Genomic DNA, 24,842 nt, shown 5'->3' with positions numbered 1-24,842 from the left:
GATGTTTCTTCTAAAAGTACTCACCTTAATTAAGGGAATCGCCATTGCGGCCAAGCATCGAACGCTGTTTTTGCTTCTGGCCCGGCAAAGCCATCGGTATCAACCAAGCGCAGCCTCAAAGTTTGTTTGCCGTATTCACGTAGCAAGAAATCAAAATGACCATCTAAACCAACGGCTTGCCAAACATTGATTTGATTATTCATTTCATTGTCTAACATCGCCTCATAAGCTAAACCTTCTGGCGGATCAACCGTTGTAATAAACACCCGATTCTCTTCAACTTTAGCAACTAATTGGCTAATGTCTGGCATGGGGGGGACTGGTTTATAGCTAAACTGATTCACACCGGAATAAGGGCTAACATCGTCACCGTCCACACTGGCTAAACGCCAAAAATACTGACCTATTTGTAATGGATCTTTTGGTATGAACTGGTTAACGGTTACTTGCTCCGTTTGCAATATATCTTTAAATTCCGCATCTTTAGCAAATTCGATCAAATAGGTTTTAGCCATATCTGCCGCTGACCAGCTTAATACCGGTTTAAGCTCCCTCACAACCTCTGCCTGACGCGGCGAAACAGCTTCGGGCGCCAAAAGACGCGTACGTATCGTAAATGGATGCGTTGCATCATAGCCTTCTAAACCGTTGCTATCTTTTGCACGCACTTCTAAATAATATTGCCCGTCATCAATATCACCAAAATCTAAACGACTAGTCTGACTTTCCGCCTCGGCTAGCACGGTATTCAATTGTGCTTCCTTGTAGACCTTGCCAACCCAAGCGACAGCATCTTTCTGCGCAGGCATCGTAAAAGTAACCGGCAACGTCGCTAGCTTGACAGGTAGTGAACTTACATCGGGTGCGGGCAACAACATAACAGGTGGCTGCGGCGCATGGCCATTTTCAGACAAACTACCGTAGCCTTTTTCAACCGCTACCTCTTCACCTGCAGCGGACAACGCGACCTGTCCATCTAAGGTTTCTTGCCAAATATGCTGCTCATCTGTCGACACTCTAAATTCAGTGCCGCGCACGGCTGCTACTGCAGTCGGCGTAAATATCTGCATGTTATTGCCCTGCATTTTTTGAGGGTTTGCTTCTACTTCAACTTTACCCTGTTGCAAGCGCAGCTTGGTATCAACCATACCGCCACCGCTATACATGCTCAAACTATCCAATTTCAAAGTCGAATTGGACTGCATCGTCACTATGGAACCATCGGCAAAACGAATGTTGAGCTTACTTTTATCTGCCGTTTGCAGTTCACTACCTGGACTTAACTGCTGTCCTACAACAACTAGCTGTTTAGTTTGATTGGCTTTCAGGATAAAAGCCGTACCTACACTTGATACGATTTCTGCATTGGCAGGGCCTTGCTTAACCAAATGCAGAGGCACACGAATTTTGCTGCCGATAGGCATGCGATAAGGGTCTTTTATGCGATTTAATTTTTGTAAAATATGCCAATCATTTGGATTGATTAAATGCTGTTCACCAAAATGAATCAAGGTATCGTGCGGACGCACACTGTAAACCCATTCAGGTGAAGTCTCTGCGGCGAAGACGCCGCCGTTCAGTTGTGGCGCCAATAAGGTTAACAGCAAAATTGAACGTGTGAAATGCGTTTGCTTTACTACATTTAAAAAGGGGATTTTTATGTGCATTTTAGTATTCATATCGGCTTGAAATTTATTTTTAACTAACAGGAATTTCAACCTAAATCCAAAAGAATCTATACCAAACGCTCTAAGCGGTAGCCTTGATGATAAACGGAAATCAGACGCCAGCCAAATTGCGGCAATAACTTTAATTTGCTACGCAAATGGCTCACATGCACATCAATCGTCCGCGTATCAATATCCGGGGTCGTTCCCCAAACCACTTTGGTTAAATGCGCACGCGATAATAAAACATCTAAATTTGCAAAAAAATACAGCGCCAACTCGGTTTCTTTTTCTGTCAGCTTGATAATTTGAGCGTTAATCTCGAATTTTCTTTTGTTCAGATCTATCTTCAACTGACCATGATTAATGGATTCTGCCTGATTTTTATTAGGATTAACCCTGCGATGAAGCGCGCTAATTCGTGCCAATAATACATTGATATTTGGCGGCTTCACAATATAATCATCAGCACCTGCTTCCATCACTTGCACAATATCTTCTTCAGCATCTCTGCCGGTTAAAAAAACCACAGGTGGCGTATTGCCTTTTAACCGCAGGCTAGCAAGTACTTCTGCACCACTCATGTCTGGCACTTCCCAATCCAGCAGACATAAATCAAACTTATCGCTGACAACTGCTTTTAAATACTCTCGCCCCATTAAAAAATGTTGTACTTCATGCCCTGCCGCTGTGAGTGAACGTACTATATCTTCAGCAAAACTTTCATTGTCTTCTAAAAATGCTATTTTCATCCCTATGATATTTCCTATTCTTACTATTCTTATTGCAACTCATGCCAAATCGTTAGCTAACCATCGTATTGAATCAACTTATTATTTAACGCACGCACGAACAAGCACGCTACCGTTAAATCGGCACTTGTACCTGGGTTCACCTGTTGTTGCTTAAGCCGATTATCCCATGCAAGCAACTTGCTTTGATACAGCTTAGGGCTATCTGAAATGTTAAACATTGTTAAATGTTGGCTGGCTTGATGCTGAATATCTGCGGCGACCCTTACGCCGTGCTTACGCACAATATGCGAATCGGCAAAGGCGGATAGCAATGTCAGGTACAGTTTTGTCGTTAACCACGCACTATTCATACCGGTATTATTTTCAATATCAGCCTCAGTCAATATTGGCAAGCCAAGCTTGAAAATCACTTCAAATCCATTGGCATATTGCATGGCGATTAAATCGCGGTCCGCCGCAGCTTGCATGGCTTGCAGTAAAGTGCAACCAGCCTGCTGACGCACATCGTGTTGCGCTACATCACCCAAGCCCGCAGGATTAGCCAGTGCAATGGCATCAAAAGTGCATTGCGCATCGCTGGTGGTCGTCTGCTGCAATACTTGTTTTAAACGTTGCTGTAAATTACCTTGCAATGGCGTTAAAACCGCATGAATTAAAGGCGCGCACAATAAAATAATGCCTAAATTGGTATTGCAGGAAACTGATTTTTGCGTCGCTTCCACGCTAACTAAAATACGCTGGCCTAAACTTAAATCCGCCTGTGCGATTACGCTAGAAACCGCTTCGGCACTTTTGATAAAGTCATGGATAGTCATGCCGTGGCCATCTGCAAAAATATGCACATTGCCAGGTTTTAATGCCTCAAGCTCGGCGATACAAGCCATCTTGAAAAGTTGGGCCAATTGTTGATTTAATGGCTGTTGATTAATACTAGACATAAGATTTATATCTCATCAGTTTAGATGACTTAAACAATCATCCACCAAAGCTTGGGCAATATTGATTTGCGTCACACTTTGTAAACCGCGCCATGCGGGAATACTATTCACTTCCAATACGTAAAGCGCGCCATCCGCATCGCAGATAATATCCACGCCGCAATAAGCAATATCTAGGGCTTTGGCAGCTTGTTCTGCCAAATTTAAAATATCTGCATCATCAATTGCCTCGCACTCTGCACCCAGTGCTACGTTATGCAACCAGCCTTCACCACTGCGGCGTATAGCGGCAATTGCTTTATTGTTGATTACAAATACACGGTAATCGTGAGAAGCTTTAATCAATGTTTGTAAGTAAAAAACACCATCCACATACTTATCCATCGGCAAAGGATATGGCTGACTGACAAGTCTTACGCCCTGCCCTTGCGATCCAAATAAAGGCTTAATAATTAACTGTTTACTGGTGTTAACTGTTTTATGCGCGATGATTTCATGTGCAACTTTTCTGGACTCACACACCCAGGTTTGTGGCGTTTTTATGCTAGCTTGGTGCAGTAAAAAACTGGTCATGGCTTTGTCAACGGTACGCTCAATCGCTTTACCGTCGTTGTAAACAACAGTCCCCTTCATTCTCAGCATATGCAATATATTCAAGCGCGTGGTAATTTGCTGCAAAGTTCCTCCCGCAATACCGCGCACAAAAACGGTTTTGGGTAAGGCATTAAAATGGGGGATTTGAATGGGCAATTGAGAATTTTTGGCAAGGTCTTGCGATAAATCAATCACGCAATCTCTTAACGAAACAAAAACCGCTTCAACCCCGCGCACAGCAAAAGCTTTAGCTAATTGCGTGCCATGCCAGCCACCTTTAGTTTCCACTTCATCGGTAAAAATCGGAATGCGCATTTAAGACTCATTAAGCACCGAACGATTGATTTAATAAAGCCTCGTTAAATGCGCCTCCAAAGAAACTATTGCCTGTGGTTAAATTGGTGATAGTCACTTTTGCTGGTGAAAATAATAGCGGGTCAATTTGATAAAAATCCATATTCACCGCTTTAAATACTTGCGCAAACGGCTTGCCATAATCTTTTGAAGCGTTACTTGGTAAATCTGCTGCTAATTGCTTTGCGGCCTCATCCGTGGACTGCACAAACAATTGCACAAAACCACCAAATAAAATCGCATCATTCGTACGCCCCATTCCAGTTAAAAAATCCGGACTGGGTGGCGGCAACGGCGCAGAGGCGATGCCATCAACAAGCTGTTCTAAGGGGAAATGCAATGTGTGCAACTTATGTAAGGCCACCTCTAATACACGCGCCACAATCTGCACTGTACCAGCGAGGCTGCGGGTTGGTGTTAAGATGAAAGTTAGATTCTCAGCGGATACATTAGTATCTCGCACTACTTTTGCAATGATTTCGGCAGGCGGGATTTTGTCTGTTTCTAATATTAATACAGTTTTATTAGCAGAATCTTTGTACTGAATATCACTAAAAATATCTTCACGCTGCGCGATACACCGTGCCGGACCAGAACCAAGCGAAAAAAACTTTTCGAAACTTAAAGCCCAGCCCGCATATTGGCTACCAAGACAGGCTAAGACAGGATTTTTTGCTGTGACTTGTATGCCTGCTGGCCAATTTTCAAAATGGCTATTCTGCACAAAACTGACTTGCCCCAAACCACCCATGCAGATTTCTGCAATGCGTCGCCCAACCTCTAAACCGCCCGTAGCTTCAATACCAGCATCAACAATTGTTGCGCCTGTCGCATGCGGGTAAACGTTTAAATTAAGTGCATTCGCATCGTTAATTAAGGCCGTAACCAAGGGCTGAGATAATTGGTTAATACTGATATTTTTGCTAAGTGACATATGCTCGCTTTGAATCATACTGTTGGATTATTAAGTTTAATTAATGAATTAAACTAGTGATAAATTAAGTAATGAAAACTGAAATCGTAAAGCCTGAAGCGTATCACAGGCTAGCTACTCTTTCTAATACTCTGTGCTTGGCTAACCTTGCCGTACGCGCTTCCGCAATCACACTACAAATCGGCGCACCCGCCGGTATCTCACTATTGGGTTGTGGAATATCACACACCCATGCTGGCCAATCCATTTTTGCTGACACTTTTGCAGTTTTACCGGCGTAGACAATCTGCAATGCGCGCGACTGTTTGTTTACAACCGGCCAGCTATCTAATCGCCCCAAGCAAGCATCCACATGTGCTGTAAATAAATTGCCACGCTTGGTTTGATATAAGCCCACACTGGCACTTAAGCGCGGGTTGATTTCCAGCATCAATACATCGTCATTTTGCACAAGGCAATCGCAACTGTTCAAGCCTTTTAATACCAGCTTCTGGGTCATTATCTGCACAAATGCCGTTAGTTTATTTTGAGCAGCTTCACTCAACAGTGTGTGGCTAACCAAACCACCGAAGCGATAAGGCGACAATAGTGTCGGGCTACACCATTGCTCATTAAAACCTAGCACAAGGGCATTTTTACCATCCGCCAAAAACAGGCAAGAAACGGGTGTACCTGACTGTTTTTTCTGGTAATACACTTGGTTTGCAGACTCTAATTCTAAAGGTAAAGCGGATTTAACATGCTCGCCACCACTTGCACCAATCGTTTTCTGCAGCCAACCCAGCGTATTGATTGGTTTTTTGAACACCGTTTCCGGATAGAACATGTTGCATGCATCACACAGCGCAAAAAATGATTTCGGCTGTTTGCATTGCTCCAGCACTTCCGCACTGTTGCCAATGACAGGTAACAATAAAGCGATTTGATCTAGTAACTCAGGCTGCGCCTCAAAACCTGCACCGTAGCTCAACCCTATACAATGATCTAAGTCTATTCGATTTAAAGCGTCTAATAATTGATGTGCATCAAATTGACCGTAATTCACCTCAATTTGAATCACTTTTTCCGCTAGATTTTGCGTGTCCACATCTGCAAATGCATCGATTGCAATCACGTCAAAACCAGCATCAACCGCCACCTGCACATAACTGCGACTGGAAATTGCCGCAATAATGATTGTATTTACCACAACTAAAAGATGACTTAGAAAGCTCTGGCGATATCAAATGCGTGGTTATAAGCCAGATGCACTGGATGCTCCGTTTCCAGCATTTGTTGCAGCATCGCTTGCTGTGTTTTATATTTTAACTGGCCAATCGCCAATGCACCCAGTCCAAAAATCTGTGTATCTGCAATTAACTGTCCATCACTCATCACATCGACGCCAGCTGCGCCAGAAGGTGCAACCGCATTCACATCCGCCACAATCTTAAGCGTTTTAGAGGTAATAAAATGCGCCAGTTCCAATACCCTAATACCTGCTGCTGCCGCACAAATAGCGACCGTTGCAGTTTGCACAATCTGTGTTTTCTTTACATCATCAGTACCATCAACCACTTGCAGAGCTAATCCATACTTTGATTCCAACTCTGCTGCGTAGGCCTGCATTTGCGCTAATTCTTTGTGTGCCACCAATTGCACTGTGGCGCCCAATGAAGCGGCGATTAAGGCAACTGTGCTGCCAACTGCTCCACCTGCACCCAAGATAGCAATGGTTTGTGCAGCTAATTCTTGTTGATTGTTTTTTAGTACCGTATCCACTTTAGCCAGCATGGCTGCCGCTGTTGTAAATGCGCCAGACGGATCTGCAAATGTAGACATTTCAAACGGTGTGAACATGGCATTTTTCGTGGCTTGCTGCATGGTCAATGCCAGATGAATATCGCGCCCACCAATAAATAGCGCCTCACGTTTTACGCCTGAAGGACTGCGCGAAAAAATCGCATCCTGCGTAAGCCCTGCAACCTCATTTAACACCACATTGGTATAAGGCATAATTTTGTCAAAACCCGCGTCATACGCCATATTTACGTCAAACGGACTGGCGTTTTTAGCAGCGGTAATCAAATGTAATATAGATACTTTTTGCATGATAATTTATCTTTATAGGATGGACTTAATATGAGTTACTTTACAGCTACGTTTAAATATTAACGTTACTTAAATAAGCGCTTAGCCTAACTGAATAGTAGCGCCGGTATTTTTAGCGCGCATCAATTGAAAGCGCAGCTGGCCGAATTTAGAAAACCTCTGCTGTAATTGATTCAACATTTTATTGGCAATATCGTCATTCTCAAATATGGCAAACCCGGTTGGCCCCCAAGAGCTTTGCCCCGCACATATCACACCTTGGGTGTTTAAATAACCGAGCGCTTCCGACACTTTCGCACTTTTATAATGTCCACCTTGCGCAGCAGAAAAATAGGCGCCTGTCGCTAATTGCAAGGCATGAATCGCTTGAGAAAATTGTGCGTAATCACGCTCAACAATTGCGGGCAATGCTTGCATTAACACGCGGTGACTTAACGCTTGCGCAGTGGCTAAATCTGCATGAGGCAAGGTCCCAAAAGCTTGCAATTCCGCATCGCCAAATATACCTTGGTCATCGTTATCCATCATCAACAAAATTGGCCACTCTTGTGGAAAATCATGGCGCGCAATTATCGGTGGGGATTGTCGGTTATTTTCTTGTGGATTATTTTGATATGTATTCCTGCCACCATCAAATACTAAACCGCCTTGCTCAAACGTACCGATACCAATACCGGAACGACGGCCCCTGCTTGTCATAGCAGCTAATTGCGCAGTCGTTAGATTTAAATCAAACAAGGCATTAATGCCTGTACCAATCGCTAAAGCCATCTGCGTGCCAGAACCTAACCCCGCATGCTCAGTTATCTTTTCATGAATTTCAACCGAAATATCCAATTCAACATTTAGCTTTTTTTTGATATTTTCAACGATTTTATCAACACAATCGTCACCGTTAGCCACATTTAACGTTTTTTTACCTCTAGCAACTGTTAATCGAGTTGCCGGTGCATTTAAAGCCACTCCCAAACTACCAAACATTCGGCCTTTACTGCCATTTAAATCGACAAACCCCATATGTAAACGTGCTGTAGTCGTTACTGTCACTTGTTGCAACTGCAATTTTTCACAAGGTATAAGATTTAAATTATTCATGACGTGCTTGGCTATTCTGCGCTTAACTATTTCCATTATTTTAGCTTAAACGAACAAAACCATGACAATTTAGCTGCTTTTAGTCCAGTTGAGCTACTGATGTAACGTGACATTAACGGGCTATTTTGGCACAATAACGAACATAAACATTTAACAATCAATAGTGTGCATATTTATAAAGCACTATTAATCTAGTTTTTCTGTAAAAAATTAAGGGATTTCAGCATGTCAGCAGCTCACGTAGTTCCATTTGAACAGCTCCGTAATACAGATGTAGGATCAGTTGGTGGTAAAAATGCTTCTTTAGGCGAAATGATTTCACAGCTAAAAGCCAAAGGCGTACGCGTGCCGACTGGTTTTGCTACAACCGCTCATGCATTCCGTGAGTTTTTAGCACAAGATGGCTTAGATAAAAAAATCAATGATTTGCTGGATAATTTAAATGCAGATGACACGCAAGCGCTAGCAATCTGCGGTGCACAAATTCGCACATGGATGATGGATGCACCTTTTCCACCAGCATTAACTGCTGCAATTGCTGAAAACTATGCACGCCTGACTGACAATTCTGCCGCTGGTACAACTTTCGCAGTGCGCTCTTCTGCCACAGCAGAAGACTTGCCTGATGCTTCATTTGCCGGCCAACAAGAAAGCTTTTTGAACATTCATGGTTTGGATAACATTAACCATGCTATCAAAGAAGTATTCGCTTCTTTATATAATGATCGTGCGATTTCTTACCGTGTACATAAAGGTTTTGTCCATGCAGATGTCGCGTTGTCAGCTGGTGTGCAACAAATGGTGCGTTCAGACATCGGCTGTGCTGGCGTGATGTTTACTATTGATACGGAATCCGGCTTTAAAGATGTGGCGTTTATCACGTCATCTTACGGTTTGGGCGAAACAGTGGTACAAGGCGCGGTAAATCCTGATGAGTTTTACGTGCACAAACCATTATTAGCGCTTGGAAAACCAGCGATTGTGCGCCGCACCATGGGCTCTAAATTAATTAAAATGGTATTTAGCGATGCCACGCAAGCAGGCAAAAGCACACTGACGGTAGATGTGGATCCAGCGCAAGCAGACGTGTACTCATTATCGGATGCAGATATTTTAGAATTAGCCACCTACGCCATGACTATTGAGTCGCATTATGGCTGTCCGATGGATATTGAGTGGGGCAAAAACGGTTTAGATAACAAACTGTATATTCTACAAGCACGTCCAGAGACAGTGAAATCACAAGAATCACTGAAAAACGTAACGGAATCTTACAAGCTACAGAAGCACTCTTCTATACCATTAGTTGCAGGCCGTGCAGTGACACAAAAAGTAGGTGTTGGCCCGGTTAGAATTGTTTTAGATCCTGCACAAATGCATGAAGTACAACCAGGTGATGTATTGGTCGCCGATATGACTGACCCAAACTGGGAGCCTGTAATGAAACGCGCTTCTGCTTTGGTGACCAATCGTGGCGGCCGCACTTGTCACGCAGCGATTATCGCGCGCGAATTGGGTATTCCAGCGATTGTTGGCTCTGTTAATGCGACTGATTTATTGCGCGAAGGCGAAATTGTCACCGTTTCATGTGCTGAGGGCGAAACCGGTTTTGTCTATCACGGTGCGTTAGATTTTGAAGTATCATCACAAGCAAACAGCGCATTACCAAAACCGCCCTGCAAAATCATGATGAACGTCGGCAATCCTGATATGGCATTCAGTTTTGCGCAAATCCCCAATGATGGCGTTGGTTTAGCGCGATTGGAATTTGTGATTAACAACATGGTTGGTATTCACCCGAAAGCGATTTTAAATGTGGATGCAATGCCAAAAGCCATTCAAACCATCATTAAAACGCGCGCGCGCGGTTATGCATCACCTAAACAATTTTATATTGATAAAGTTGCGGAAGGTGTTGCAACTATTGCTGCTGCTTTCTACCCAAAACCAGTGATTGTGCGTACGTCTGATTTCAAATCAAACGAATACAAAAAATTGGTTGGCGGCGATATTTACGAACCAGATGAAGAAAATCCAATGATTGGCTTCCGTGGTGCGGCACGTTATATGGCAGAAGACTTTAAAGAGTGTTTTGCCATGGAATGTACTGCCATGAAAAAAGTACGCGATGAAATGGGCTTAGTTAACGTTGAACTAATGATTCCTTTTGTGCGCACTTTGGCTGAAGCTAAAGCCGTGACTGATATCATGGCTGAGAATGGCCTTAAGCGCGGCGAAAATGGCTTGCGTTTAATCATGATGTGCGAGATCCCTTCTAACGCCCTGTTAGCTGAACAGTTCTTAGAATACTTCGATGGCTTCTCAATCGGCTCTAACGATTTAACGCAACTAACATTGGGCATGGATAGAGACTCTGGTATCTTGGCTGATGGCTTTGACGAGCGTAACGATGCGGTAAAAGCATTATTAAAAATGGCGATTAGCACCTGTAATCGTTTGGGCAAATACGTTGGCATTTGTGGCCAAGGCCCATCAGACCATCCTGATTTTGCTGAATGGCTGGTTGCTGAAGGCATTCAATCTGTATCGCTTAACCCAGATACCGTGGTTGCGACTTGGCAGCGTCTTACCAAGAAATAAAGCTAGAAAATAAAGCTGAAAAATAAAGGTTATAGTTAATGGATCACCGTACTGTGTTTTTTATTTCTGACGGCACTGGCATTACCGCTAGTGCTTTGGGAAAGCTACTGGAGCATTTTCCACGCACCAATTTTAAACAAGTACGGATGCCATTTACCGACACTTTAGAAAAAATTCAGCTGGCAAAAGATGCCATATCACACGCCACCGAAGAAGATAATGCCAGACCAACTGTCATTATGTCTTTAGGTAACATGGAGTTACGTAACAGCTTAAAACAAGCCAACGCCTACTTTATTGATTTATTTACCACGTTTATTGACCCATTGGGTTTGGAATTAGACCAAAAACCGCTCACTGGTGCAGGCATTGCGCATAGCGTGATGGGCACTAATTATCACGAGCGTATGGAAGCCATTAGTTTTACGCTTGGGCATGATGACGGCATGACAAATTTTGGCCTTGATGAAGCACAAGTGATTTTGATCGGCGTATCACGCTGCGGAAAAACCCCAACCAGCATTTATTTAGCCATGCAATTTGGCATTAAAGCGGCAAACTACCCACTGATTCCTGAAGACTTTGAGCGTGGCACACTGCCTGAAGTATTGTACAAACATATTGATAAGATTTTTGGGTTAACCATTAAACCGGAACGCCTACATTCTGTGCGCTCTGAGCGCAGACCAGATAGTTTTTATGCATCACTGGAGAACTGTCGCAAAGAAATCGCCACCGCTGAAAACCTCATGCGCAACAACAACATTACGTGGGCGGATTCAACCAGCCGCTCAATTGAAGAGTTATCTGCAATCATTTTGCAAAAAACACGCCAACCCGCAAAATAGACGACTGAGCGATTAACTTTAAAAATGATTGAATTAACGTCATTAAAATCATAAAAAAGAGGCCTTAAGCCTCTTTTTTATTTCATATTACCTATATTAAAAACCATTTATTTTAAAAATGGTTTTATTTTACCGATAATTTCAGCAGAGTCCGGTAATACAGTGCTTTCAAATGCATACACCTCTTTACCGCCCGGCAGAATCACATATTTATAAAAATTCCACTTAGGCACTTGGCCAGTTTTCTGTGCCAATTGCTTATAAAAAGAATTGGCGTTTGCGCCTGACACCGAACTTTTAGTTGTCATTGGAAAATTTACGGCATAAGTCAATTTACAAAAATCGCCAATGGCTTTATTGTCACCCGGTTCTTGCTTGAAGTCGTTAGAAGGAAAACCAACCACTAACAAGCCTTGTGCTTTATGTTTTTTATACAACCCTTCCAGCGCTTCAAACTGTGGTGTAAACCCACATTTACTCGCCGTATTCACGACTAATATCGGCTTATCCTGATAATCACACAGGTTAATTTTGTCGCCTTGCAATGTCGTGTATTGATGATTGTACAACTCTGGGCAAACTGCTGCATTCGCTGCCACACTAGCCCCCAAAACAAACAGCCCAATTAAACTGGTTGCTAAATTTATTCTCATATTGATGTTCATTATTGTGTCTTCTAAAATAATTTAACGGCATGTCTGACAGACTGAAAACGGGCTTAATCGTTCGTTGCTTTTGCTAGAACTCAACTCAAAATAAAGTATGAAGAAACCAGCCTATGACAGCAAAAATGCCAATTAACTTTATCACGCTCAATTTAAACTTAAACAATGCCATTACTGCTGCCAACGTTAGCCCACATGCTAACCAGTCTAAGTTAATCAAGACATGATTGAATGACAAATCACCTTTTGGCCAGAAAATATGTACTGCAAAAAATAAGGCTAAACTAACAATGACACCAACAACTGCCGCCGTAATGGCCATTAATGGTGCAGTCAGCTTTACGTTATCTTGCGTCGATTCAATCAATGGTGCGCCCAAAAATATAAAAACAAACGAAGGTAAAAATGTAAAGAAAGTGACTACACATGCCGCTAAAATCGCTGAAAACAATGCATTATCAGCGCAAAAAAAAGGTTGTGTCCAAGCGCCAACAAAACCAATAAAAGTGACCACCATAATCAGCGGTCCCGGCGTGGTTTCACCTAAAGCTAAGCCATCCATCATTTGTGTGACGGTCAGCCATTGATAATGCTCAACTGCATTTTGAAATACATAAGGCAAAACTGCATAAGCGCCACCAAAAGTAAATAAAGCGGCTTTAGTAAAAAACCATCCCATTTGCGTCAATGTGGCATCCCAACCATATTGCAGCACCAATACCAACATACTCAATAGCCAAATACCGATGCCAACCGCTAACACTCTGACAAATTTTTTGAGCCTGAATCGAGCGTGGGCAGGCGTGGGCGTATTGTCATCAATTAGTGCACTACCATTACTTTTTTGCGCCGCCAAATGGTCTGCAGATGCAGTCAGTAATGCTGGCTGAAAATGATTAATGATTAACCCCAGCAATATGGCGACCCCTACAATGAATGGGAAAGGTACCTGAAAGAAAGTAATGGCAATAAATGAAGACCCTGCAATTGTCCAAAGTGCTTTATTTTTAAGTACTCGCGAACCCATTTTGTGAGCTGCAAATAACACGATTGCAACCACTGCCGGTTTAATTCCGTACAAAATACTAGCGATAGCAGGCAGATTACCAAAGCGCATGTAAATGTAACTTAAGGCAATTAAGATAAACAGCGATGGCAGTACAAATAGGCCACCAGCAATTAAGCCACCCCATATACGATGCATTAACCAGCCAATATATGTGGCTAGCTGTTGCGCTTCCGGGCCCGGCAACAGCATGCAATAATTAAGCGCATGTAGAAAACGTTTTTCAGAAATCCAGCGTTTATTTTCAACTAAATCTTGGTGCATGATGCTGATTTGCCCAGCAGGTCCGCCAAAACTGATTAAGCCCAACTTTAACCAATACCAGAATGCTTGTTTTAAAGTCGGCATATTGGGCATATCGCCATCATTAAGCTCGGCTTTAATTTGCTGGTCATTCAATGGCATTTCCATATCACTTTAATAATAACCGATTAGACATTGTTTTTATTACAAGCAAATTAAGGCTAATTACATTTGGATTACAATTTTTTAATGCAACTGAAATAATTAAAATTTATAATAATGGTTATATAAACTTGTCTGTATATTCATTTTTTTAATTTTAATAGGAATAATCATGAAATTTAGTCTAATTGCCATTGTTTTCACTGTTGCATGTGCAACATCTACAATCGCAAATGCCTGCCAGACCACCGTTATGGGCGGCTGCACTCAAGAACCAACGCATGACACATCCAGCCACATGAAATCACAAATTGTGAATAAAGTGGAAGCAGTTAAGCCAGCAGCAGCTACTGCCACCAATGCCAGCGCAACTAAACTTGGCTCAAAAAAAGCAAATAACGATAATTTAATCCAAACGGTGAATAAGGCAGTATTAAAATAATTGTGCGTTTTTAGATAGCTAAACAGATATTCAGCAAATATCTGGCAACAGCCAATTAAACCAAACAACACCCATTAAAGCCTGCCAATAAACTGGTAGGCTTTATGTCTTTCAATGTCAAAGAATTCTGACAAAACTTTCAGCCAATCCCTTACATTCACTCTCAGAAACTTCAGTTAAGGTCTATTTATCCTAAATTAATTTTTAGGTTATTTCATTTTTTTGGAGATTACGGAGAACATAATGAACAGATTGCAGACATTAATCGCGGTTACATTTATTTCATTCACTTCTGCACAGGTTATCGCGGCACCTGTGGATGAAGGCCCGCCAGCACAGACACAAAAGGATAAAGTGCCAGAGGCCACTGACCATGGCAATTACCTTGAACCTCAGCCTGTTGAGAATAGTGATGCTAAACAAACTGGCGATAAGCATCATAAAAAAGATAATAAAAACAGACCAAAAGGCAAAAATACGACTGAACAACCCAAAGACGGTGGCGTTGACGTCAATCAAAAGTAGCATCAACCCTAGCATCACCAGTTCTATCAAGCCCTCATTGCAGGGCTTTTTATTTAGCTATCCATTTACAATGGCTTTCAAAACCCAACCCCCGCATTTGCCAAACGAATCTACTTAATGAAAGTTTCGTAGCAAATACACCTCTTGACTGAGTCATTGACAGCTCATTAAGTATCAGTCATTTCTTAATTGACGCCGCAACTCACAACGCTACCTTAGGATATTGAAGCAGAAGGCAAGCGTATTCTGCGTAAGATTGATTTATATCAAATTGCCCTACAGCCCCTTACGACAAAATGTCACCTGTAAAACTCACAAATAATTATCGAAACGTAGTTAATCAATAAGCAATACGGGGGTAATAAATGCAAGACCAGAATGTAAAAACAACCGCCTATAATGATTCGGTTGTAAGGCAATTTTCTATCATGGCCGTAATTTGGGGTGTGGTAGGCATGTTGGTAGGCGTAATTATTGCTGCCCAACTTGTCTGGCCAGAGCTTAATTTAGGCTTGCCTTGGACAAGTTTTGGCCGTCTACGCCCTCTGCATACCAATGCTGTAATTTTTGCTTTTGGTGGCTGTACCTTATTTGCAACCTCTTATTATGTAGTGCAACGTACCTGCCAAGTAGAGTTATTCTGTAAAAAACTAGCCGCGTTTACTTTCTGGGGATGGCAGCTTGTCATCGTGGCAGCGGCAATTTCCCTTCCTTTAGGTTATACGCAAGGAAAAGAATATGCCGAACTGGAATGGCCTATCGATCTTTTGATTGCAGCAGTTTGGATAGCTTATGCCGTTGTATTCTTTGGCACGATTAGCAAGCGTAAAGTAAATCATATCTACGTTGCGAATTGGTTCTTTGGCGGATTCATTCTAGCAGTTGCTTTACTGCATATTGTAAACAGTGCAGCTACGCCAGTCAGTTTCTGGCGATCTTATTCTGCCTATGCAGGCGTACAGGATGCGATGGTGCAATGGTGGTATGGCCATAATGCTGTCGGTTTTTTCCTGACTGCTGGCTTCCTGGGCATCATGTATTACTTCGTTCCTAAGCAGGCAGGTCGCCCTGTGTATTCGTATAGCTTATCAATCGTGCATTTTTGGGCGTTGATTTTCACCTATATGTGGGCCGGACCTCACCATCTGCACTACACCGCTTTACCTGACTGGACGCAGTCTCTAGGTATGGCGTTCTCACTGATACTGTTAGCGCCTAGCTGGGGTGGAATGATCAACGGTATTATGACGCTCTCGGGTGCTTGGCACAAACTGCGCACAGATCCGATATTACGTTTTCTAATTGTTTCATTGTCTTTCTATGGCATGAGTACTTTTGAAGGTCCATTGATGGCAATTAAAACGGTTAACTCTCTTTCACATTACACCGACTGGACCGTTGGCCATGTACACTCAGGCGCATTGGGATGGGTAGGTTTGGTTTCTATGGGCGCTCTTTATTACATGGTGCCTCGCCTATTCGGACAAAAACAAATGCACAGCATCGCAGCGATTGAGTGGCATTTCTGGCTCGCAACGATAGGCATTGTGCTTTACATCTCTGCCCTTTGGATATCAGGTGTGATGGAAGGCTTAATGTGGCGTGCTATCAATACTGACGGCACACTCACTTATACCTTTGTTGAAAGTGTGAAAGCCAAGCACCCATATTATTTGACGCGTCTTTTGGGAGGAGCGTTATATCTAAGCGGCATGATTATTATGTTGTGGAATGTGCTTAAGACAGCAACTAGTGGCAAACCTGCCCTGGCTTACATACCACCAGTTGCTGCTCATTCTTAAGGGGGAGTTATGTCTAATAAAAACAGCAATACCGGATTTAGTCACGAAAAGATTGAAACCAACAATTTTTTAATGATTGTGCTGATTCTTGTAGTCGTCGCATTCGGTGGCATTGTAGAAATAGTGCCACTATTCTTCCAAAAATCCACTACAGAGCCAATTAAAGGTTTGAAGCCATATACCTCACTGCAATTGGCTGGGCGCAATATATACGTTCGAGAAGGTTGTTATAACTGCCATTCGCAAATGATTCGCCCTTTCCGCGCAGAAACTTTGCGCTACGGACATTATTCAGTCGCAGGTGAGTTCGTCTACGACCACCCATTTCAATGGGGTAGTAAGCGTACAGGCCCAGACCTGCATCGCGTTGGTGGTAAATATAGCGATGAATGGCAACGCATCCACTTGGCAAATCCCCGTGATCTCGTGCCAGAGTCACTTATGCCAGCATATCCCTGGCTAGAGAAAACCATGGTTGAAGCTGAATCAATGCCTGCATCCATGCGCGCACTTCGTCGAGTGGGTGTGCCATACACAGATGCGGAAATCGCCAGTGCAGCCGAGGATGTTAAAGACAAAACCGAGATGGATGCAATGATTGCTTATCTACAAATATTAGGCACTCATCTTAAGTAGAGATACATAGGGAGACGAAAAATGGATATGAATACACTTCGTATATTAACTACCGTTGCCAGCTTTGTCGTATTTGTTGGAATCATGATTTGGGTTTGGCGTAATCAAAAAAACTCAGGCTTTAAAGATGCAGCAAATCTACCGTTTACTGACGACCAAAATTAAGCAAACTTAATGGTTAAGAAAACTTGATGTAAAGAAAACATAAGGAAAAATAACATGAGTGATTTTACGAGTAATTTTTGGCCTATTCTCATCACAGCCATTACCTTGCTTGGTATTTTTGGCTGTGCACTATTGCTATGGCTGACAAGCAAAGTAAAAGTAACCAGTTCTAATGATGGAACCAGCGGTCACGTATGGGATGAAGACTTACGAGAGATGAACAACCCACTTCCTCGTTGGTGGGTATGGTTATTTATCCTGACGATTGTCGCCAGCATAATCTATCTAATTGCATACCCAGGACTGGGCACTTACAAAGGTAGATTAGACTGGACTCAGGAAAAGCAATATCAACAGGAAATGACAGAGGCAAACAAAGCATTGGCGCCACTGTATGCAAAATATGCTGCCATGCCAGTGGAAGCTTTATCCACTGATAAAGAGGCCAAAGCTATTGGTGAACGCTTATTTATGAATAACTGCTCACAATGTCATGGCTCAGATGCGCGTGGAAGTCGCGGTTTTCCAAATTTGACTGATCATGATTGGTTGCATGGTGGAAGTCCGGAAAAAATACAGGAAACGATTACCAATGGCCGTACGGGAATGATGCCGCCTATGGCTGCTGCAGTCGGCAATGCCGATGATGTAAAAAATGTAGCTAATTATGTGTTGAGTCTATCAGGCAGCATGTATCACTCAGGACGTGCAGGGCTAGGTAAAGCAAAGTTTGCGATATGTGCAGCTTGCCATGGCCCGGATGGTAAAGGCAATCCGGAGATTGGCGCGCCAAACTTAACGGATAATGCTTGGTTGCATGGCGCAGGTGAAGCGGCAATTATTCGCATGATCAATGAAGGTAAAACCAACCAGATGCCAGCACAAGGGGAAAAGTTTACCCCGGCACAAATACACGTGTTAACTGCCTATGTTTGGGGCTTGTCTAATAAGGCTGGCAAAACTGAGAAATGAAAGATGTCTCCCCAACAGAAGCTGCACCTAAAATACAGGGTAAAAATGCGACTAAAACATTAGAGAAAACGACGCCCTTAACTGAAGTCGTCATTTCTCTTTACGAAGCACAAGAAAAAATTTATCCGCGCAGCACTTCGGGGTTCTTTACTAAATGGCGCTGGGTCATGATTTGGCTGACCCAGCTATTTTTTTATGGTGTACCCTGGATAAACTGGGGGCACCGCCAAGCATTACTGTTTGATCTTGAAACTAAACGCTTCTATATTTTCAACTTAGTGCTGTATCCACAGGATTTGATTTATTTAACAGCAATTCTCGTCATTTCCGCCCTATCGCTTTTCCTTTTTACTGCCATAGCCGGACGGTTATGGTGTGGCTATACTTGCCCTCAAACGGTCTATACTGAAATCTTTCTATGGATTGAACGCAAGATTGAAGGCGACCGAGCCGCCCGCATGAAACTGGATACAGCTGCAATGACCACAAAAAAATTGGTCAAAAAAAGTTGTAAGCATTTTGCTTGGATTGCATTTGCATTGTGGACTGGATTTACTTTTGTTGGCTATTTCACACCGATCAGAGCGTTAGCAAACGAACTTATCCATTTGAATATCAGCCCATGGGAAACATTTTGGGTATGTTTTTATGGCTTTGCTACCTACGGTAATGCTGGTTTTTTGCGTGAGCAAGTGTGCAAATATATGTGTCCTTACGCACGTTTTCAAAGTGCCATGTTTGATGATGACACATTGGTTGTGACATACGATGAAGCGCGGGGAGAACCACGGGGAGGCCGGTCGCGCAAACTTGAAACAAGTAAAACGCTAGGTTCGTGCATCGATTGCAGCTTGTGTGTGCAGGTTTGCCCTACTGGCATCGACATTCGCAAAGGTTTGCAGTATGAGTGCATCGGCTGCGGTGCTTGCGCAGATGTATGCGACACAGTCATGGATAAAATGGGCTATGCACGAGGGCTGATCAAGTACTCCACACAAAATACCATGACCAATAAATGGTCACACAAACAAATGATGCAACGTATTTTGCGACCACGCGTCATCATCTATACATCAATACTGGCTTTTTTAGTTTCCGCCTTACTGGCTAGTTTATGGTTAAGAACGCCTTTCCGCGTTGATGTAATACGAGATCGAGGTGTAATGGCACGCCTGGCCGATGGAGGCATGCTGGAAAATGTATATCGCCTGCAAATCATGAATGGGACAGAGTCTATTCAACATTATCAACTTAACGCTACGGGAATTAAGGGTTTACTCATTGAAGTGGACGGTACAGAAATCAATCAAGACGTCATTGTAAAACCTGCTGAGTCTCGTTGGCTTTCGTTACGTTTGGAGATTCCGGATGGTTCGGTCGAACCTGGTTCTTACCCTGTTGAGTTTGAGATCAAATCACTGCAAAGCAAAGAAACTGTGACAGAAAAATCTATATTTCTTGTCCCAAGATAACCAGAGCCTGAATATTAACAATTAGCTGCAACCAAAGGAGTGTCCAATGGAAATAAATGATAGTAAATCTTGGTGGAATTTCGGATATGTATGGCTCGTCATATCCGGGCCATTAGTGGTGGTTATTGCATCAATCATTACCGTTTACCTGGCAATTGGCACTCCAGACCCTGTAATCAATGATTACTATCGAAAAGGCATGGAGATCAACAAAACGCTGGATGCACAGCGCGACTCAATGGCGCCAGCATTGCAAGCAAGGAATAATGCGGCTACCGGAATCAAGCCAACTCAAGATAAGACAACACCGTAGCCTATGTCTCTGAATGTCGATATAGCTATCGTTGGGGCTGGGCCAACAGGCCTGTGTTTGGCAAAATCCTTGGCGGATTCTGGTCTATCTATCTTGCTGATTGAGCGCGCATCGGAAGCAAGTTTAAGCAACCCCGCTTTTGATGGCCGCCAGATTGCATTAAGTCATGATTCAGCACGATTGATGCAAGAATTAAGTCTGTGGGAGCATATAAATCCGCACGACATATCTCAGTTACGTAATGCACGCGTATTCAATGGATCATCCCTACTCTCTTTAGATATTGATCATCGTTTCATAAACCAAAATGAATTGGGTTATCTGGTAGCAAATCATCTCATTCGCAAGGCAGCTTATGATGTTGCTACTGCATCAAAGTCTATTCAGCTCAAAACAGAAGCGCAAATAGCCAGCATTATTACTGGTACACACGACGTAAAAGTGACACTTACCAGTGGTGAAGTCATTCAAACCAAACTTCTGGTCGGTGCGGATAGCCGTTTCTCAGAAACGCGACGCGCCATGGGTATTGCCGCAGATATGCACGATTTTGGTAAAACGATGATGGTGTGCGAGATAGAGCATGATTTAGCGCACCAGCATACCGCGTGGGAATGGTTTGATTACGGGCAAACTTTAGCTCTGCTGCCAATGAATGGTTTGAAGTCTTCTGTAGTCATTACACTGCCCCCAAGGGAAATTTCCAGCTTGATTTGCATGCCTGAGGCTGACTTTAACCACGAGATTTCAGAACGTTTCAAACATCGTCTTGGCGCCATGCGTCTAGCCTCTACGCGCCACGCCTACCCATTAGTAACGGTATTTGCAAAACGCTTAATAAACCAACGCTTTGCATTGGTAGGTGACGCTGCTGTTGGCATGCATCCAGTGACGGCACATGGTTTTAACTTTGGTTTAAAAGGTATAACAACTTTATCTGCTGAAATTAAAGCTGCCCAGGTTGCAGGTAAAGATATTGCTGATTACAGCCTGCTTTTGCGCTATGAAAAAGCACATCGACGCCATACAAAACCGTTATTTCTTGCCACGCATGCTATTGCCAAGCTTTACAACAACTATGGTATGCCAGCTCGCTTACTTCGCATCGGTGCAATACAGTTGGCTAGTCGCATCACACCGTTTAGGCATGCAATTGCCGGATTAATCGCTTAATTTTCTCAAAATCAATCAGACGCTGACGTGCACAATCAAACCCATATGGCGTATGCGCTGTGCGATGCCTTCTAGCCACTCGGCTGGAAGGCGGCTTAATCTATCCGCTTCAGTCTGTAAGGATGGTCGTGCTAATCCATATAGATGCACTCCTTGAATCACCTGCTTAACCTGATTGATAAGCGCTAAATAACTTAAAATCTCAATCTCTTGAGGTGGCTGCCCATCCAACGCAAACATACAGGTTTGTATAAAAGTTGGGCAGGCTTCAGCACATTTTTTGAGCCGTTGAATATGGCTTTGCGGGTTGAGATTCACATCATTAGTACGAGCGATGCCATCTCTGGTTCCGGCATCCAGTTTAAACCAAACTTCGCCGTTGCAACCTGCCAGATGGCGCACGCTTTCTAGTATTGCTGGCTTATCCAGCAAGCTGCCATTTGTGATTAAACGGATTTTAATAGGGCTGTGTAAACTAGAATCCAGCAGGTTGAAATTACGCAATACTTTTTCAACCAGTAACACAACTTGAGGAAACTCTTTGGCACTGGTGGGTTCACCATTCCCTGAGAAGGCAATATCTTTAAGCTGCCTATTGCCTTCAGCGACATAACGTTCCATAAAATCACCATGCAGAACATTGCCCAAAAATACGCTTAATTCCTGCTCCAAAATTTCCAATTCAATTGGTGGCGGTGTGCCGCGGGTCAAATTGGGTACTTGGCAATAAATACAGCGCCAATTACAAGCATTATTGATATTGAGATTAACCCCGATTGAAACACCACGAGCACGGCGTGAGACAACAGGATAAATGTATTTCATGCCACTTACATCGCGGTTATGGTCAAAAGCAGTGAGGTAACTTTGTAAAGTCATACAATGGTTGTTACTGGGACTATTCCCACTCAGCACAGGAGGCTTAAAAAAGACTTTTTAACAGGTTTGCGGATTAAATATTCTCTTTAGTGCATCAGGCTCTAGAATACGCACATAGCGTTGTTTAACCTCCATAATGCCTTCATCACTGAATTTTGAGAATGTTCGGCTGACAGTTTCCAGCTTCATGCCGAGGTAACTACCAATCTCCTCACGCGACATTCTAAGTACCAGTTCTGATTGTGAAAATCCACGTGCATGTAAGCGTTGCACTAAATTCAACAGAAAAGCGGCCAGTCGCTCTTCTGCACGCATATTGCCCAAAAGCATCATCACACCATTTTCGCGCACAATCTCACGACTCATGATTTTATGAACATGGCGTTGTAATACGGGGAACTCACGAGATAGCTCTTCCACACTGGCAAATGGCATCACGCATACATCAGCATCTTCCAGAGCAACGGCATTACAGCTATGAAAGTCACTCACAATTCCATCCAGCCCGATAATTTCACCAGCCATCTGAAACCCTGTCACTTGCTCACGACCATCTTCAGTCGATACGCAGGTTTTAAAAAATCCAGTACGAATCGCATAGAGTGACGTAAAGTGGTCACCACTACTGAACAAATTCTCGCCTTGCTTGACTCTGCGCCGTTTTGCAACAACTGCATCTAATTTCTGCATTTCATCCGTATCTAAACCAATCGGCATGCAAAGCTCTCGAAGGTTGCAATTAGAGCAAGCGACTTTGATTGTTTGTATATTCATATTCTGCTCAGAGACATCTTCATGTTCTAAGCATACCGTTTTCACATTTATGTTGATAGGTGTTCCCTCTAACATTTTTACTGACCGAAAATATTCTATTGGGTCAATTATGCTTGAGTTTACTGCTGGATCCTTTGACCTATATCAAAGAATTTTGAAACTAAAACTGGCAAAGTCCTGAGATATTAAGGAGTAGAAAGATGAGCACTAAAAACATTGTACAAACGCCTATCGTGACAGCAGATATACTACGTAGCTTTGATATTTCAGGTCCACGCTATACATCGTATCCTACCGCAGACCGTTTTGTGGAAGCCTTCACAGAAGGTGCTTACACACTGGCTTTGGAGCAACGGCACATAGGTGGCAATGCCCTTCCCCTCTCGGTTTACGTACATATTCCGTTTTGCGAGTCGCTATGTTTTTTCTGCGCCTGTAATAAAATCGTGACTAAACATCATGAGCGCAGTGCTGAGTATTTAGAGTATCTTAGTAAAGAAATTGATTTGCATATGAAGTATTTTGGGAATCGTCAAACTATTTCTCAATTGCATTTGGGCGGAGGGTCACCTACCTTTTTTAGTGATGCAGAACTTACGCAGCTGATGCAATTGCTGAGAAAAAACTTTACGTTAGCTTCTGATGGTGAATATTCAATTGAAGTTGATCCACGCACCGTGAATGACGCTCGCCTTGAGCATCTCGCTGCGCTAGGTTTTAATCGTTTAAGTTTCGGCGTGCAGGATTTTGATGAGGATGTGCAAATTGCAGTACATCGCATTCAGCCTGCCGAGCAAGTATTTTCTTTGGTTAAGACTGCTCGACGCTTGAAATTTGATTCGGTAAATGTTGATTTAATTTACGGCTTACCCAAGCAAACATCTGAATCATTTACTCATACACTGAATCAGATCGTAGAATTAAAGCCAGACAGAATCGCGCTGTATGCATACGCACATTTGCCAGAACGTTTTAAACCGCAGCGACGTATCAGTGAATATGAACTCCCCAACGCACAGACAAAACACGAAATGCTATCTGATGCCATCACTATTTTTCTTAGCGCCGGTTATGTGTATGTGGGTATGGATCATTTTGCATTGCCAGAAGACGATCTGGCCATCGCTAAAAGACAGGGTAGATTACATCGAAATTTTCAAGGTTACAGCACACAACCTGAATGTGATTTAATCAGTCTGGGCGTTTCGGCCATCGGACGAGTTGGCGCCACTTATAGCCAAAATGCTAAAACCTTGGAAGAATATTATGGTTATCTTGATCAAGGACGCTTCCCAGTAGTGCGTGGTTTAGCATTGTCTAGAGATGATTTGGTACGCCGTGCAGTCATTATGGCAATCATGTGCCAGGGTGAGGTTGATTATGAATCGATTGAACTCGCTTACATCATTAACTTTAAAGAGTATTTCTCAAGTATTCAGGACTCTCTAAAAGAGCTTGAAGACTTAGGCCTGTTAGACATGGATGATAACGGCTTGCAAGTGACCGGGCGTGGCTGGTTTTTTGTACGCGCCATTGCCATGCTGTTTGACCGTTACCTGCAAACAGACCGTAACCGTGCACAGTTCTCTAAAATCATATAAAAATCAACCATTTGAAATATTGGCTTGATTTTTCATAACTAACGACTTGGATACAAAAAAGCCTCTGGCAAAAAT

General features: G+C 43.0%; 24 protein-coding genes. 12 read left to right on the top strand and 12 right to left on the bottom strand.

Annotated elements, in window-relative coordinates:
• Positions 1-29 precede the first annotated feature (29 nt).
• The 8 genes from K370_RS01160 to K370_RS01125 all read right to left on the bottom strand — a co-directional run bounded on the left by K370_RS01160 (position 30) and on the right by K370_RS01125 (position 8,428).
• Positions 30-1,667: a FecR domain-containing protein gene (locus K370_RS01160; RefSeq protein WP_235272645.1), complete on the bottom strand. Its 1,638-nt coding sequence runs from the start codon at positions 1,665-1,667 to the stop codon at positions 30-32.
• 68 nt (positions 1,668-1,735) lie between these two features.
• Positions 1,736-2,419 carry a response regulator transcription factor gene (locus tag K370_RS01155; protein WP_047537202.1) on the bottom strand — a complete coding sequence of 228 codons (684 nt, stop codon included), beginning with the start codon at positions 2,417-2,419 and terminating at the stop codon, positions 1,736-1,738.
• Between the two features lie 56 nt (positions 2,420-2,475).
• The gene (locus tag K370_RS01150) at positions 2,476-3,360 is read right to left on the bottom strand and encodes a triphosphoribosyl-dephospho-CoA synthase (RefSeq protein WP_047537200.1); all 885 of its coding nucleotides are present in this window, start codon (positions 3,358-3,360) and stop codon (positions 2,476-2,478) included.
• Positions 3,361-3,375: 15 nt separating this feature from the next.
• Positions 3,376-4,269 (bottom strand): ATP-grasp domain-containing protein, encoded by an 894-nt coding sequence (locus tag K370_RS01145; protein ID WP_047537198.1) that lies wholly within the window; start codon positions 4,267-4,269, stop codon positions 3,376-3,378.
• A 10-nt stretch (positions 4,270-4,279) separates the two neighbouring features.
• A complete protein-coding gene (gene mch, locus K370_RS01140; RefSeq protein WP_047538711.1) occupies positions 4,280-5,242 on the bottom strand; it encodes a methenyltetrahydromethanopterin cyclohydrolase in 963 nt (320 codons plus the stop codon).
• 103 nt (positions 5,243-5,345) lie between these two features.
• Positions 5,346-6,431, bottom strand: coding sequence for an ATP-grasp domain-containing protein (locus tag K370_RS01135; RefSeq protein WP_047537195.1), 1,086 nt, complete (start codon positions 6,429-6,431; stop codon positions 5,346-5,348).
• 14 nt (positions 6,432-6,445) lie between these two features.
• A complete protein-coding gene (locus tag K370_RS01130; RefSeq protein ID WP_047537192.1) occupies positions 6,446-7,333 on the bottom strand; it encodes an NAD(P)-dependent methylenetetrahydromethanopterin dehydrogenase in 888 nt (295 codons plus the stop codon).
• Between the two features lie 81 nt (positions 7,334-7,414).
• Positions 7,415-8,428 carry a beta-ribofuranosylaminobenzene 5'-phosphate synthase family protein gene (locus K370_RS01125; protein ID WP_047538709.1) on the bottom strand — a complete coding sequence of 338 codons (1,014 nt, stop codon included), beginning with the start codon at positions 8,426-8,428 and terminating at the stop codon, positions 7,415-7,417.
• A gap of 225 nt (positions 8,429-8,653) precedes the next feature.
• Here K370_RS01125 and ppsA point away from each other — a divergent pair, with 225 nt between their 5' ends.
• Together ppsA and K370_RS01115 are read left to right on the top strand one after the other, a co-directional pair.
• Positions 8,654-11,029: a phosphoenolpyruvate synthase gene (gene ppsA, locus K370_RS01120; protein WP_081977131.1), complete on the top strand. Its 2,376-nt coding sequence runs from the start codon at positions 8,654-8,656 to the stop codon at positions 11,027-11,029.
• A 38-nt stretch (positions 11,030-11,067) separates the two neighbouring features.
• Positions 11,068-11,877 (top strand): pyruvate, water dikinase regulatory protein, encoded by an 810-nt coding sequence (locus tag K370_RS01115; RefSeq protein ID WP_047537189.1) that lies wholly within the window; start codon positions 11,068-11,070, stop codon positions 11,875-11,877.
• Positions 11,878-11,984: 107 nt separating this feature from the next.
• On the opposite strand, the gene K370_RS01110 is transcribed toward K370_RS01115, so the two are convergent.
• Both K370_RS01110 and chrA read right to left on the bottom strand, forming a co-directional pair.
• A complete protein-coding gene (locus K370_RS01110) occupies positions 11,985-12,530 on the bottom strand; it encodes a glutathione peroxidase (RefSeq protein ID WP_047538703.1) in 546 nt (181 codons plus the stop codon).
• Positions 12,531-12,627: 97 nt separating this feature from the next.
• Positions 12,628-14,013 carry a chromate efflux transporter gene (chrA, locus tag K370_RS01105; RefSeq protein ID WP_088177646.1) on the bottom strand — a complete coding sequence of 462 codons (1,386 nt, stop codon included), beginning with the start codon at positions 14,011-14,013 and terminating at the stop codon, positions 12,628-12,630.
• A gap of 172 nt (positions 14,014-14,185) precedes the next feature.
• Between chrA and K370_RS01100 the strand changes: the two genes are divergently transcribed.
• The 9 genes from K370_RS01100 to ubiM all read left to right on the top strand — a co-directional run bounded on the left by K370_RS01100 (position 14,186) and on the right by ubiM (position 21,513).
• Positions 14,186-14,455: a hypothetical protein gene (locus K370_RS01100; RefSeq protein WP_047537183.1), complete on the top strand. Its 270-nt coding sequence runs from the start codon at positions 14,186-14,188 to the stop codon at positions 14,453-14,455.
• Positions 14,456-14,698: 243 nt separating this feature from the next.
• The gene (locus tag K370_RS01095) at positions 14,699-14,980 is read left to right on the top strand and encodes a hypothetical protein (protein WP_047537181.1); all 282 of its coding nucleotides are present in this window, start codon (positions 14,699-14,701) and stop codon (positions 14,978-14,980) included.
• A gap of 365 nt (positions 14,981-15,345) precedes the next feature.
• A complete protein-coding gene (ccoN, locus tag K370_RS01090; RefSeq protein WP_047537178.1) occupies positions 15,346-16,782 on the top strand; it encodes a cytochrome-c oxidase, cbb3-type subunit I in 1,437 nt (478 codons plus the stop codon).
• Positions 16,783-16,791: 9 nt separating this feature from the next.
• Entirely contained in the window at positions 16,792-17,418 is a 627-nt protein-coding gene (gene ccoO, locus K370_RS01085; RefSeq protein WP_047537175.1) for a cytochrome-c oxidase, cbb3-type subunit II, read from the top strand.
• Positions 17,419-17,439: 21 nt separating this feature from the next.
• Entirely contained in the window at positions 17,440-17,583 is a 144-nt protein-coding gene (locus K370_RS01080) for a cbb3-type cytochrome oxidase subunit 3 (RefSeq protein ID WP_047537172.1), read from the top strand.
• A gap of 54 nt (positions 17,584-17,637) precedes the next feature.
• Positions 17,638-18,555: a cytochrome-c oxidase, cbb3-type subunit III gene (gene ccoP / locus K370_RS01075; protein WP_047537169.1), complete on the top strand. Its 918-nt coding sequence runs from the start codon at positions 17,638-17,640 to the stop codon at positions 18,553-18,555.
• Positions 18,552-20,027 (top strand): cytochrome c oxidase accessory protein CcoG, encoded by a 1,476-nt coding sequence (gene ccoG, locus K370_RS01070; RefSeq protein WP_081977130.1) that lies wholly within the window; start codon positions 18,552-18,554, stop codon positions 20,025-20,027. Before ccoP ends, ccoG begins: the two co-directional genes overlap by 4 nt.
• Before the next feature lie 46 nt (positions 20,028-20,073).
• Positions 20,074-20,340, top strand: coding sequence for a FixH family protein (locus K370_RS01065; protein WP_200883410.1), 267 nt, complete (start codon positions 20,074-20,076; stop codon positions 20,338-20,340).
• 3 nt (positions 20,341-20,343) lie between these two features.
• Complete coding sequence (gene ubiM / locus K370_RS01060; RefSeq protein WP_081977129.1) at positions 20,344-21,513, top strand: 5-demethoxyubiquinol-8 5-hydroxylase UbiM; 1,170 nt, start codon at positions 20,344-20,346, stop codon at positions 21,511-21,513.
• A 15-nt stretch (positions 21,514-21,528) separates the two neighbouring features.
• Here ubiM and K370_RS01055 read toward each other — a convergent pair whose 3' ends face one another.
• Together K370_RS01055 and fnr are read right to left on the bottom strand one after the other, a co-directional pair.
• Positions 21,529-22,392 carry a radical SAM protein gene (locus K370_RS01055; protein ID WP_047537166.1) on the bottom strand — a complete coding sequence of 288 codons (864 nt, stop codon included), beginning with the start codon at positions 22,390-22,392 and terminating at the stop codon, positions 21,529-21,531.
• A 57-nt stretch (positions 22,393-22,449) separates the two neighbouring features.
• A complete protein-coding gene (gene fnr, locus K370_RS01050; RefSeq protein WP_047538691.1) occupies positions 22,450-23,166 on the bottom strand; it encodes a fumarate/nitrate reduction transcriptional regulator Fnr in 717 nt (238 codons plus the stop codon).
• Positions 23,167-23,366: 200 nt separating this feature from the next.
• Between fnr and hemN the strand changes: the two genes are divergently transcribed.
• Entirely contained in the window at positions 23,367-24,767 is a 1,401-nt protein-coding gene (gene hemN, locus K370_RS01045) for an oxygen-independent coproporphyrinogen III oxidase (RefSeq protein WP_047537163.1), read from the top strand.
• Positions 24,768-24,842 lie beyond the last annotated feature (75 nt).

The organism is Methylotenera versatilis 7 (assembly GCF_000799165.1).
GTDB classification, from domain to species: domain Bacteria; phylum Pseudomonadota; class Gammaproteobacteria; order Burkholderiales; family Methylophilaceae; genus Methylotenera_A; species Methylotenera_A versatilis_A.
Note: the sequence above shows the minus strand (reverse complement) of the source record. Positions and strands in the feature narration are given on the sequence as shown.